This window comes from Peterkaempfera bronchialis (assembly GCF_003258605.2).
GTDB lineage: Bacteria > Actinomycetota > Actinomycetes > Streptomycetales > Streptomycetaceae > Peterkaempfera > Peterkaempfera bronchialis.
The window spans coordinates 1,059,386-1,071,925 of record NZ_CP031264.1; the positions used below are offsets into that span (position 1 = coordinate 1,059,386).

At 73.8% G+C, this 12,540-nt stretch carries 11 protein-coding genes; all 11 read right to left on the minus strand.

The genetic code is table 11. The features are described 5' to 3' along the window. Positions 1 to 4: 4 nt before the first annotated feature. On the minus strand, positions 5 to 985 hold the full coding sequence (locus tag C7M71_RS04610; protein ID WP_111491021.1) for an ABC transporter permease: 981 nt from the start codon (positions 983 to 985) through the stop codon (positions 5 to 7). Continuing rightward, positions 982 to 2,052: an ABC transporter ATP-binding protein gene (locus C7M71_RS04615; RefSeq protein ID WP_111491022.1), complete on the minus strand. Its 1,071-nt coding sequence runs from the start codon at positions 2,050 to 2,052 to the stop codon at positions 982 to 984. Before C7M71_RS04615 ends, C7M71_RS04610 begins: the two co-directional genes overlap by 4 nt. Positions 2,053 to 2,173: 121 nt before the next feature. Then, positions 2,174 to 3,889, minus strand: coding sequence for an ABC transporter substrate-binding protein (locus C7M71_RS04620; RefSeq protein WP_111491023.1), 1,716 nt, complete (start codon positions 3,887 to 3,889; stop codon positions 2,174 to 2,176). Between the two features lie 232 nt (positions 3,890 to 4,121). Next, a complete protein-coding gene (locus C7M71_RS04625; protein WP_111491024.1) occupies positions 4,122 to 5,123 on the minus strand; it encodes a LacI family DNA-binding transcriptional regulator in 1,002 nt (333 codons plus the stop codon). Between the two features lie 146 nt (positions 5,124 to 5,269). Continuing rightward, positions 5,270 to 5,602, minus strand: coding sequence for a hypothetical protein (locus tag C7M71_RS04630; protein ID WP_114914186.1), 333 nt, complete (start codon positions 5,600 to 5,602; stop codon positions 5,270 to 5,272). Positions 5,603 to 6,009: 407 nt separating this feature from the next. Next, positions 6,010 to 7,152: a hypothetical protein gene (locus C7M71_RS04635; protein ID WP_114914187.1), complete on the minus strand. Its 1,143-nt coding sequence runs from the start codon at positions 7,150 to 7,152 to the stop codon at positions 6,010 to 6,012. 235 nt (positions 7,153 to 7,387) lie between these two features. Beyond that, positions 7,388 to 10,969 carry a LysM peptidoglycan-binding domain-containing protein gene (locus C7M71_RS32515; protein ID WP_175607631.1) on the minus strand — a complete coding sequence of 1,194 codons (3,582 nt, stop codon included), beginning with the start codon at positions 10,967 to 10,969 and terminating at the stop codon, positions 7,388 to 7,390. Further along, complete coding sequence (locus tag C7M71_RS04645) at positions 10,969 to 11,367, minus strand: hypothetical protein (RefSeq protein WP_229758541.1); 399 nt, start codon at positions 11,365 to 11,367, stop codon at positions 10,969 to 10,971. Before C7M71_RS04645 ends, C7M71_RS32515 begins: the two co-directional genes overlap by 1 nt. 52 nt (positions 11,368 to 11,419) lie before the next feature. Continuing rightward, positions 11,420 to 11,857 (minus strand): TadE/TadG family type IV pilus assembly protein, encoded by a 438-nt coding sequence (locus C7M71_RS04650; protein WP_111494613.1) that lies wholly within the window; start codon positions 11,855 to 11,857, stop codon positions 11,420 to 11,422. Then, positions 11,854 to 12,219 (minus strand): TadE/TadG family type IV pilus assembly protein, encoded by a 366-nt coding sequence (locus C7M71_RS04655; protein ID WP_111494611.1) that lies wholly within the window; start codon positions 12,217 to 12,219, stop codon positions 11,854 to 11,856. Before C7M71_RS04655 ends, C7M71_RS04650 begins: the two co-directional genes overlap by 4 nt. A gap of 53 nt (positions 12,220 to 12,272) precedes the next feature. Continuing rightward, positions 12,273 to 12,524 carry a hypothetical protein gene (locus tag C7M71_RS04660; protein WP_111494609.1) on the minus strand — a complete coding sequence of 84 codons (252 nt, stop codon included), beginning with the start codon at positions 12,522 to 12,524 and terminating at the stop codon, positions 12,273 to 12,275. Positions 12,525 to 12,540: the final 16 nt, after the last annotated feature.

A 12,540-nucleotide genomic window follows, 5' to 3' on the forward strand; every position in this document is an offset into this window, starting at 1 on the left:
GGTGTCAGCCCTCCCGCCGGGTGCGGGGATCGAGGAACATGTAGGCCAGGTCCGCCAGCAGGTTCGCGGCGAGGACCGAGAGCGTGATGATGAGGAAGATGCCCTGCATCAGCGGGTAGTCCTTGGCACCGACCGCCTGGAGCAGCACCAGGCCGATGCCGGGGTAGGAGAAGACCATCTCCACCAGCAGGGTGCCGCCGACGATGAAGCCCAGCGAGAGCGCAAAGCCGGAGATGGAGGGCAGCACGGCGTTGCGGGCCGCGTAGGAGAACATCACCCGCCGCTCGGAGAGGCCCTTGGCGTGGGCGACGGTGACGTAGTCCTCGGAGGAGACGGTCACCATCATGTTGCGCATGGCGAGGATCCAGGTGGCCATGGCGCTGATCACGATGGTGATGCCGGGCAGCACGGAGTGGTAGACCGCGCTGGCCACGAAGTCGAAGGACATGCTGGGGACCAGCCCGTTGTCGAACCCCTGGGCGGCCGGGAAGACATGCCAGACACCGGCGAAGAGGGCGATGGCGATCAGGCCCAGCCAGAAGTACGGGATGGCGGAGAAGAAGGTCGCGACGGGCAGCAGGCTGTCCATCCAGGAGCCGCGCCGCCAGCCGGCGAAGACGCCGAGGGTGGTCCCGAGCAGAAAGCTGATCAGCGTGGTCGTGCCCACCAGGGCCAGGGTCCACGGCAGTTGCTGGCTGATGACCTCGGAGACCGGGGTGGGAAAGAAGGTGAAGGAGAGTCCCAGGTCGCCGTGGAGCAGGTTGGACCAGTACTCGATGTACTGCTGCCAGATGCTCTTGTGCTGGTCGAGCCCGAAGAGGATGTTGAGGGAGTCGATCGCCTTGGTGGAGAGCTGTCCCTGGAAGCGCGCGATCAGCGCCTGCACCGGGTCGCCCGGCATCAGGCGCGGGATGATGAAGTTGAGGGTGATGGCGGCCCAGGCGGTGATGAGGTAGAAGGCGATCCGCCGCAGCAGGTACTTCATGCCTGCCCCTCCGCTCCGGACTCGGTGCCGTCGTACAGCCAGCAGGCGGCCCAGTGGCCGTCCTCGGGGAGGTCGAAGCGCGGCGGCACGGTGGTGCGGCAGCGCTCCATGGCCGACGGGCAGCGCGGGTGGAAGCGGCAGCCGGCCGGGGGTGTGATCAGGCTCGGTGGTTCGCCGGGCGGGGCCTGCTGCTCGGTGCCGTCCGCGATCACCCGGTCGGGGTCCGGGGCGGAGGCGATGAGCAGCCGGGTGTAGGGGTGCGCGGGCTGCTGGGTGACGGTCTCGCTGTCTCCGCCCTCGACCATCCGGCCCGCGTACATCACCAGGGTGGTGTCGGCGAAGTAGCGGGCGGAGGCGATGTCGTGGGTGATGTAGAGGACGGCGAGCCGCAGCCGCTCCCTGAGGTCGGCGAGGAGGTTGAGCACGCCGAGCCGGATGGAGACGTCCAGCATCGAGACGGGCTCGTCGGCCAGGAGCACGGCGGGGTCGGCTGCCAGCGCACGGGCGATGGCGACCCGCTGCCGCTGGCCGCCGGAGAGTTCGTGCGGGAAGGCGTCGATATAGCGCTCGGGCGGGGTGAGCTGCACCTGGGTGAGCAGGGCGTGCAGATTCTGTTCGAGCTCGGCCCGGTCCCGGCCGGCGCGGCCGTGGATGCGCAGCGCGCGGGTGAGGTGGTAGCGGATGGTGTGGACCGGGTTGAGGGAGGCGAAGGGGTCCTGGAAGATCAGCTGGACCTTGCTGCACCAGGCGCGGAAGCGGCGGCCCCGGCCGGCCCGGGACGGCTCGCCGGCATAGCGGATCTCGCCTGCGGTGAGCGGGTACAGCTGCGCCAGCAGGCGCGCGACGGTGGACTTGCCGGAGCCCGACTCCCCCACCAGGGCGGTGACGCGCCCCCGGTGCAGTTCCAGGGAGACGTCGTCGACGGCGTGCACGGTCCGCGCGGAGCGGGTGAGCAGTTCGCGTCCTTTGCGCTTGACCGGGAAGTGCTTGGTCACCCCGTGGGCCTCAAGGATCGCCGGCTCGTCGGGGGCTGCGGTGGCGTCCGGGGCGGTGTCGGCTATGGCCATGGCCTGGCTCTCTGTCGGTGTGGTGCTGGTCGGTCCGGTGCGGCCGGTGGGACCGGTCGGGACCGGTGCGGCCGAGGGGGCCGGGGGCGGCGGCACAGCCGGCGCCGCCCCCGGTCACTGGTCAGGAAGCGGGCTGGAGGTGGAGCACCACGTCGAGGGCGTTGGGCTGGGTGGGCTGCGACGGGCCGTAGGGGTTGGAGTCGTCGGGCCAGCCGGTCCAGTGCTTGGTGCTGTACTCGGCGCCGATCGGGGCGGCGGAGGTGGGCGCCATCGGCACCTGCTCCACCATGATCTTCTGGAGCTTGTTGAGGGCGTCGGTACGGGTGGCCTCGTCCGAGGCGTTGGCGTACTGCTCCAGGGCCTTGGTGGCGTCGTCGTTCTTGAAGCGGCCGTAGTTGCCGACGGTGGCGGCCTTGCCCAGGGGCTGGTAAAGGGAGCCGTCCATGACGTTCTGGTACATGTCGTACGGGGTGGCGCCGCCGTTGGTCCAGTGCAGCACCGCGTCGAAGTCGCCGTTGTTGACGGCGGAGGTCCAGGCGTCCACGGTCTGGGTGCGGACGTCGGCGGCGATGCCGATCTTCTTCATCCCGTCCTTGATGATGGACAGCCCGGTGAGGTAGTCGGACCAGCCGGACGGGTCGGTGAGGGTGATCTTGACCGGCTTGCCGGACGGGTCCTTGAGGGTGTCGCCGTCATAGCTGAAGCCCGCGTCGGTGAGCTCCTTCTTGGCCGCGTCGACATCCACGGTGAGCTTGGCGTCCTTGTACTCGGGCGCCAGGTAGGGCGCACCGGCGGGCAGCGGGATGCCGGTCGGGTTCTCGATCTTCGGGTAGAGGGTGGCCTCGGCCTGGATGTAGATCGCCTCGCGGTCGATCACCAGGTTGATGGCGCGGCGCAGCGCCGGGTTGTCCAGCGGCTTCTTGGCGGTGTTGAACCAGAGGCCGTGGATGCCCAGCCCGGAGGGGAACCAGAGCTTGTTGTGCTGCGCGTCCTTGTTGATATAGAGCTGCTTGTAGTTCGGCATGAAGACGAAGGACCACTCGCTTGCGCCATTGGCCAGGGCCGTGGTCTGCGCGCTGTTGTCGTTGAAGGAGGTGTAGCGCAGCTCGGAGACCTTGGGCAGGTCCTTCCAGTAGCTGTCGCGGAGGGTGAGGGTGACCGTCTGCGGGGTGAAGGACTTCAGGGTGTAGGGACCGGAGCCGACCGGCTGCTGGTTGGTCCAGGTGGAGGGGTCCTTGACGGTCGACCAGATGTGCTTGGGCACCACGAACTGGTTGAGGATCTTCGTCTGGTTGACGAACTGCGAGGAGGCAAAGGTCAGTTCGACCTGGTTGCTGCCCTTGAGGGCGACGCCCTTGAAGGGGACGGCGTTGACGTTGAGCGCCGGGGTCTGCTTCATCAGGTCGAAGGTGTAGACGACGTCCTCGGCGGAGAGGGGCTTGCCGTCGGACCACTTGACGTTGTCACGGATGGTGAAGGTGACCTTCTTGTAGTTGTCGGTCCACTCCCAGTCGGAGGCCAGCCAGGGCTTGCCCTTGTCGCTCGGGCGGACGCCGTTCATCATCACCAGCGGCTCGTAGATCATGAAGCGGTAGCCGAGGGAGGCGCCGGCGGAGGTGCCGAGGAACGGGTTGCTGTTGTTGGCCTGGGGTCCGTTGGGCATGCCGACGTTCAGCACGCCTCCGGAACCGCTGCTGCCCTTGCCGCTGCCGCTGCTACCGCCGGCCACCGGCCCGCTGGGGCCGGAGGAGCTGCCGCTGGTACATCCCGCGACCAGCGCGGCGGCGGCCAGTACGGCCAGCAGGGCGGGGGCGGTCTTCTGCCGTCTACGGTGCATGACTGCTCCTGGAGGAGGAGGTGGGTGGAGGGACGGAGAGCTGTCCGGGTGCGATGCGGCGGCACCCGGGGTGGTGCGGGTCCGAGGGTGTCGGCGGGGGTCTCGGGCGGGGTGTCGGGCGGGGTGCTCCGCGAGATACGAGAGCGCTCTCATCACGCGTCTGCGAGCAGGCCCCGGGTGGGGGAGATGACGGATTGCGGTGGGCGGTGGCGGCGCCGTGGCGACTGATCGGCTACGGCATGGGGGCCGAGCCCCGGACGACGAGGGTGGTGGGCAGGACGAAAGGGGTGGGGGACATCGGAACCCCCTGGAGGTGGGAGAGCAGCAGCCCCGCCGCCGCCTCCCCCATCTCGCGCATCGGCTGACGGACCGTGGTCAGGCCGGGCTCGGTGTGCGAGGCGAGCGGGATGTCGTCGAAACCGATCACCGCAACGTCCTCCGGCACCCGCCGGCCCGTCTCCCGCAAGGCGCGCAACACCCCTGCGGCGGAAAGGTCGTTGTGGGCGAAGACCGAGTCGAAGGACGTCCCGGCGGCGAGCAGCCTGTGCACCGCCGCCCGACCCGACTCCTCGGTGAAGTCGCCCTCGACGACGAGCTGCGGGTCCATGTGCAACCCTGCCGCCTCGGCCGCCTCGGCGAAGCCCACCGAGCGGTCGCGTACACAGCCGAAGCGGAGATGCCCGGTGACCACGGCGGGCCGTCGGCGGCCGAGGGCTGCCAGGTGCCGGGCGGCGGACGCTCCGCCGTCGCGGTTGGTGGTCGCGACGGACGGGAACTCCACGTGGTGGCCGCGGTCGTCGATCAACACGACCGGCAGGCCCTTGCGGTGCAGTTCGGCGATGTAGTCCAGGGTGTTCTCCGGCTCGATGACCAGCAGCCCGTCGAAGGCGCTGCCGGACACCTGGTCGGCGAAGCGGCGCAGCGACTCCTCACCCCGGGTGCAGGTGTAGAGCAGGACGCCGTAGCCGTCCGCCTCCAGAACGTCCACGACCCCTTGCAGCACATCGCCGATCCAGGGCCAGGTCAGGGAGGGCACCAGCATGCCGACGGTGCGGGTCCGGCCACGGGCCAGACCCACCGCACGGGAGCTGGGGACGTACCCCGTCTCGGCGATCACCTCGCGGATGCGCTGCGCGGTGTCGGCGTCCACGTCCGCCTTGCCGTTGAGCACCCGTGAGACGGTTGCCTTGCTGACACCCGCGCGGCGTGCCACGTCCGCGATGGTGACGCGCACGACTGCACCCCCTTGTTCCGGTACCGGTTCCGTAACCGGTACCGGGACCGGTTACGGAGTGAGAGTGAACCGTCTGGCGCAGCGGGCGTCAACAGTTTGGACAGCGCTCGTCAAGCGAATTTCGCCGTGGGCGCCGGTGCCCCTGGTCAGGCGCCCGCCTGCATCTCCCCGAGCTGGGCGAGATAGCGCTCGGCGGCGCGCAGCTTGCGGCCGTCCGGGCCCGGTACGCGGCCGCGCAGCGCGATGATGGACGGCGCGATCCGCCGCGCCTCGGCGACGTCGTGGACCGCCCGCCAGCAGGCTTCGGCGTTGGAGGCCGCCTGGAGGGTCTCGGGGTGCTCGGGGCCGTGGGCGAGGAGCAGCTTCAGGGCGACATCCCGGTAGAGGTCGGCGGCCAGCGCCTGATGGCCGGCCAGCCGGGAGACATGGGCCCGTACCTGGCGTACATGCAGCGAGGGGGCGGCGGCGTCGCCGTGCATGGCGAACGCCTGCCGCTCCAGGACGGCGGCCAGGGCGACTGCGGTGGCGTGCTCCCCCGCGTCGGCGGCCTGGACGATCCGGCCGATGGGCTCGCGGTACTCGGCGAGGGCTGCGGCGGGGTCGGGGTCGGCGAGGGCTGCGGCGGGGTCGGCGGGGGTGGGGCGGGGGCGGGCTCGGCGGCGGGGGCTGCGGCGGGGGTGGGGGTGGGCTCGGCGGCGGGGGTGGATGCCGGGGCGGGCTCGGCCGTGGGGGCTCCGGTGGCGGGGCCTTGCGGAGGTGCACGGACGGGGGTTGGGCGGGTTGTGTGGGGAGGGAGGGCGCCGGTTTGTGCAGCGAGACCGGTGTGGTCACCGGGGCGGGGTCGCTCTTTTTCAGGGTCACGCCGGGCGTGGGCGGGAGGCGCTTGTCAAGCGAGACCGGCGGCTTGGTGGGGGCGGGGATCGAGGCGGGGTCCGGGTCCGGGGCGGAGGCGTGGGCCGGGTCGGAGGCCGAGGCCGGGCCGGAGGCGGGGACCCGCACGGGCGCGGAGGGCGGCACGGGCCCGAGGATCGGGGCCGAGGACGGGTCGGAGGCGGGAGCGGAGGGCGGGGCGGAGGGCGGCACGGGCCCGAGGGCCGGGGCCGGGGCGGGAGTGGAGGGCGGCACGGGGGCGGCGGGGCCGGGGGCGGGGAGGGAGGGCGCGGAGGGCGGTGGAGCCCGTGGCGGTGGCGGCCCGGGGCGGCATGGCGGACATCGCCGTGGTGGTCACGGTCGTGGTCGTGGTGGTGGCCGCCGGCTCCGCGCGGCGCGCGGTGTTGCGGAAGACCGGCTGCCCCGGCCCATGCGAGGCCACCAGCAGGACATCGGGCCGCAGCACCGACTGCACCTGGTGCTGCAACTGCTCCGGCGACAGCGCCGCGCCCGCCCCCGGCTGGCCGCTGTGCAGCGCCTCCACCAGCGCCCGGGTGAAGATCCCGACGTGGTCGGGGTTCGGGCTGACCGCCGCCCACAGCGGCAGGCCCTCGGCCAGCGGTGACGGCACCGTGTGCAGCTGCGGCCAGACCATCTCGTCGGCGCTCAGGTCGGCGATCACCAGGGCGCCCCACTCCGCCGGACGCGCCCTCAGCTCGGCGGCGATCCACGGCCAGGGCAGCCCGTCGTGCCGCACCGAGGACGGCTTGGAGTCGCGCAGCGCCAGGTGCAGCCGACCGCCCCGCCGGTCGGCGATCACATGCCCGGCAAGGTGGATCAGCACCGGCCCGGGATGCCGGGCGGCGGCCCGCAGATGGGCCAGTACCGTCTGCGGATCGGTGGCCGACGGGAGGTGGACGGCGTCGACGGCGTCGGCCGCGAGCAGCACCTGCGGGGAGACGGCGGCGAGGACCGCCGACAGGGCGGGCGCCCCCGAGGCGACCGCCTGCCGAGACCACGGCCAGCGGCCGGACGCCGCGAACCCGCCCTCCACCACCAGGATCCGGCCGCGCGGCGCCGCCGCCCGGGCCGGGTCGGTGACCGGTGGCAGTAGCGCGGTCTCCGCAGCCCGATCCGCCCGGCCCAGCGGGGACGGCACATGTGCTGTGGACTCCGACGTCGAGGTTGCCGAGCTCCCCGTCACCGCAGGTCACCGTCCTGTCCCGCTGCTGCCGCCGCGTCCGTCCGCTGCACGGCGCCGATCGCCGTCCCCGGTTGCGTCACTTTATGGCGTCGCCGGTTGATCGGCCATCCGGCGCCCCGCTGCGGCCGGGGTGGTGAACGTTTCTCCGATGCCATGCGTACGTAAAGAAGTGACGGAAGGTCAGCACCGGCTATGCCTGCTCCATCAGGTCGCGGAGCAGCGAGACGGTCTCCGGTTCGAGGTCGCGGGAGGCGTGGCGGCTGGTGGCGTCGAGCCGGTTGACCGCTTTCAGCAGTTGTTCGCGGGCGCCGGCGGAGGCGTAGATGTAGAGCAGGTCGCGGTGGAGGAGTTCGGCGTCGGGGGCGACCGCGAGGCCCCGGTATGCCGCCGCCTCGGCGCTGCGGAAGTCGCCGTGCTGGAGGCGGCGGGCGGCCAGTTCATGGGCGGTGTCCAGGACGGCGGCGACCATGTCCTGGCGGAAGGGCTCGGCCCAGCCGTACGCACCCCGGGGCACCTCGGCGAACGGGGCGCCGCGCACCAGGGCCAGGGCGTGTGCCAGCGCGGCGTCGGCGGCGGGGCTGGTGCTGCGCATACCGCGTCGGTAGAGGCTGCGGAAGTCGTCCCAGTCGCAGGTGACGGCCGGGGAGAAGGCATGCGCGCCGCTGCCGTCAGCGGGCAGGAAGGCCCTGCCCTCCGGGTCCTGGCCCAGCCAGTCGCGCAGCCGGTCCACGGCGGAGGCCAGTTCCCGGGCGGCGTGTTCGGCGGCCTCGGGGTCGCGGTGTACGGCGCCGGGGTGGAGGACCAGGTCGAGCGCCCGCTGGTCGCTGCCCGGGTTGAGGGCGAGGTAGGCGGCCGTCTCGGTGAGGCGGCCACCGGCGGCCGGGTCCAGCGGGCCGTGGGCGCCGAGCACGTCCACCGGGCCGAGCAGCCGCACCCGGGGGGCGGTGCGGACCGTGTGGGCGCGGGTCGAGCGCAGGATGGCCAGCAGGTCCTCGGCGTCGGTGCGGACGGGGCGGGAGGCGGCGGCGGGAGCCGGAGTCGGGGTCGGAGTCGGGGTCGGAGCGGGGACGGGGACGGGAGTGGGCTCCGGGGTCGCGGCGGGGGCGGCGTGGCCGTTGACCCGCTGGACGGGCGTGCTCTCCCGGGGGTCGGATATGCGTGGGTCCGGCCGGGTCGGGGTGGCGGCCGTGCCACGTGCGGGGGTGACGGGGTCGACACCGGCGAAGGCGCTGGTCCCGGTGGCGACCACGGGCCGGGCGGCCGGCAGGGCCGGGCGGACGGCGGCGGCACCGGCCCGGCCGAGGCCGTTGACATGGGCGGTCGCGGTGGCGGTGGCCGTCGCGGTCAGGGTGGCCGTCGCGGTGGCGGTGGCAGGGGCCGGGGCGGGGCTGTCGGCGCCCCGGTCGATCATCGGCCACTGCTCGGGGTCGGGCTCCGGCCCCTCGACGGTCCAGGACGGTGCGGGGTACTGCTCATCGCTGCCCGAGGTGTGCATCAGCTCACCCCAGTAGCGGTACTGCTGGTCCGACAGCCGCTGGAGTTCGACGGTGAGGCCCAGCCCGGGGAGTGCCGTGGGCCCGGCGGTGGAGAGGGTCCACCGGGCGACCGGGCCGCTGCCGCGCCCCGGCGCCTGGGTCACCACGGCCACGCAGGTGCGGGGACGGGCGTCCAGCAGTCGGCCCAGCTCGGCGGGGGTGGCCCCCTCCGGGGGGTGGCCGCAGAGCACGATCTCCGGGGTCCAGGCGTCGTCGGCGCGGCCCCGGCTGCGGGCGTCGCGGGGGTGTGCGGCGCCGGCGGTGAGCAGTGCGGAGCGGGCGGTGGTGTCGCGCGCGGCGAGTTCGCCGAGTGCCGCCTCCAGGCTGCCGTGGCGGCGTACCCGCTCCGTCGCGCTCTCGGCGACGGGCAGGTCCGGGGCGACGTCGACCAGGTGCATATGCAGCCGGTCGGCGAACGGGCTGTGGGCCAGTTCCAGCGCGAGGGCGCGCAGGACCGACCGCACGTCATCGGGGCTGCCGGCGAGGTGGAGCAGCCGTACCGCCTCCAGGTCCACCAGGACCGCGCCACCGTCCGGGGCCGAACCCAGGCCGACCAGGCCCGGGTAGGGCGCCGGGACGGCGGCGGCTTCGGCGGCGGGGAGCAGGTCGGGGGCGTCCGGGGGGCACCACCAGGAGGTGGAGGCATGGGCGGCCCGGAAGGGGGCGATCGGCGTGGCGGGGACGGAGAGGTGGAGTTCGACCGTGTGGTCCGGGGTGATCCGGACGGCCGTGACGGCGGGCAGCCGCTTGGAGCCGCTGATCGCGTTGCGGGCCAGGGTGCGCAGGGCACGGTCGGCCAGGTCGAGTCCGGCGGCGTCCTGGCGGGCCCTCAGTTCGGCTTCGAAGGCGGCGACCGGGGGCGGCGGCAGGGCGATGCGGTGGCGGGGGCGGCGGCGCTGCTGCTGCCGGCCGCGCCGGGTGGCGACGGTACCGACCAGCAGGGCCGCGAGCAGCACGGTGACCCCGGAGGCCGTGAGGGCGGCGCTGTAGTCGCTGCTGGGGACGGCGGCGGACTGCTCGCCCCCGGCGGGCACCGGGGCGGAGTCGCTCTGCTGGGTGGGGAAGGGGGTGGCGGCGACCGGTGCCGAGTCGGCCGGAGGCGGGGTGGCCGGAGCGGAGGTGGCCGGGGCCGGACTGCTCGGGCGCGGCGGGGCGCTCGGGGGCGGCGTCGTCACGGGCACCGCTGTCACGGGCGGGGTGGTCGCCGGCGGGGTGGCGTGCTGCGCGCCGGGGATCTTCAGCACCATGCCCGGGGCGATGACGTTGGGGTCGGTGAGCCGTTCCCCGTCCGGCGCCCGCACCCCCTTGTTGGCGGCGTACAGCTCGGGCCAGGAGTCCGAGTCGCCCAGTTCGCGCTGCGCGATCTGCGACAGGGTGTCGCCCTGCCGGACGGTGACCGTCTCATGGTGGGTCTGGTGGTGCGGCCTGGGCTGGGCCTCATGGTGGGCGGCCGTGCCGTCGCCGTCCGGTGCGGCGTCCTGCGGCATCAGCAGCCGCCAGCCGGGGTGGATGGGCCGGTCGGCCTCGAACCGGCGGCCCTGGTCGTCCATCACCCGGCCGTCGTTGAGCCGGGCGATCTCCTGCCACCGCTCCCCGGAGCCGAGCTGCCGCTCGGCGATCGACCAGAGGCTGTCGGCGGGCCGGGCGTCGCGGACGGTGTAGACGGGCCGGTCCGCGGTGGGGGCCGCCGACACGGCGGCCCGGGGTGCGGGCGCGGCGGTCAGCGCGGCATGCTGCGGCGCGGCGGTGAGCGCCGCCGGGGCGTGGGCCGGGGTGGCGGCGAACGCCCCTCCGGCGGCGGGCAGCACCGCGAGGACGGCGCCGACCAGCCCGGCGGCGGCGCGCTGGCTCCAGCCGAGGGTGGGGATGCGCCGGGCCACCCGGCCGCGCAGCTGCGCCGGTATCTCCACCAGGACGGAGAGCGCAAAGCAGAGCCAGGCCACCCAGCCGACCACCACCAGCGCCCACAGGAAGAGCCGGCCGTCGTCGGGTCGGGTGAGCAGGTCGAGGACGCCGCCGGTGGGCGTGCCCATGTCGGCGACGGCGCGTGTGCCGAGCAGCAGCAGCGCGGGTACGCCCGCCAGCAGCGCCGCCAGGACGACCAGCGCCCCCAGCGCTCCGGCGGCGGACCGGAGTCTCCCCCGGCGGCGGCCGGGTCCGCCCCGGCCGCGCGGGGGGACGGGTGCGGGCGCGCTGTGACGCGCCGGTCGGTGGACTTCCGCTCGTGGGGCGGTCATCAGCCCTGTTCCGCCTTTCGGACGCCGCGCACCAGGCTGGCCCTGCCCTCGCCGTGCACGGTCATGCTGCCGATACCGATCACGCCCAGCAGGGCGGTGTCGTACGTGCCGTCCACGGTGACGTGGATGGTCCTGCCGTCGGCCGCCACCACGGCGTTGCCGTGCACGCCGTTGGCCGCCAGGTACTGCTGCGCCGCCGACCGGGCGGCGGCGGGGTCGACCACCGGCGGTCCGCCGGAGAGCGCGGCGCCGGTGTCGAGCTGCTGCCCGGCCGCGCGGGCCGCCTCCTGGGCGAGGGCGTCGGCGTTCTCGATGGCGCGCAGCCGCCCGCCGCAGTCGATGACGATGCCCACGACGGCCAGCAGGCCGACGGCGCAGATCGCCACGAAGACCGACACCGATCCGCGGTCCGACCGCGCCGCACTCCTCAGCACTGCTCCGATCCCCTCCTCAGCGTCCTCGGTAGCGGTCCACGACCGAGGTGAACCGGCCGGTCATGGTCCGGGAGCCCGGCAGGCCGTTCAGCAGCAGGTCGTTCAGCGGCACGGTGCACCGCACCACCGCCGTCACCTGGCCGGTCTCCCCCAGCGGCACGCTGAAGCGGCCGGTGTCGACCTCGACCCGGGTGGAGCCGCAGTGCACCCCCTGCTGCTTCAGCGTCTCCTCGGCCGCGCTGTGCGCGGCCTGCCGTGCGGTCTCCGCCGTACGGGCCAGCGAGGCGCTGCGCGCCGCCGCCCGGGCCGCCGCGTCGACGGTGCCGCCGGCCGTCTGGAGACGGCCGGCGGCGATGGCGAGCAGCACGAAGAGCAGCACGGCGGGCACGATGATGGCGGCCTCCAGGGCCACGCTGCCCTCCTCGTGCCGGTCGCCGCCGTCGGCGCTGCTCACGGTGTCGCCTCCTGGGGTACGAACCGCTCCCGGGGCGCGGTCACATGTTGGGTGATCAGCTGCCCGGACAGGCCGGGCAGCAGGGACTGGGCGCGTACGGTGACGCTGATCCGGATCTCGGTGTCGGTGCTGCCCGCCGCCGAGACCTGTGGGTCGGAGATCGCCGTACCGGCCCGGTCCAGGAACGTGCGCGCCCTGGCCGTGCCGTCGGCGGGCGCGGCGTTCAGCAGGCGGCCCGCCTCGGCGCCCTCCCGGGCGGCGGTGAGCGCCACCTGGCGGGCGTACCACCACAGCGAAGCCTGGACGACGAGCAGCACCATGGTCAGCACGACCGGGAAGACGATGGCCAGGCTGATGCTCATGGACCCGTCGTCCCGCCGGGCGGGCCGCCCGCGCCGTCGGAGGGCGGAGGGGGTCACTTGTCGGCGGGGATCTTCGCGGTCACATTGTCGGCGAGCGTGGTCAGCGCCAGCACCACGCCGCCCGCGACCGCGACCAGGGCGATGATGGCGAGCGCGAGTTCGATGCTGATGGCCCCGCGGTCGCCCTCGCGGACGGCCCGGCGGGTGCGGTCCACGCGGTGGCGGAGGAGGTGAACGCCCAGCAGCAGGGGCAGCAGCGCGGTCACGGCGGTCAGACCGCTGAGGTGCTTGAGATGGTGCTTCATGTGATGACTCCCGGTT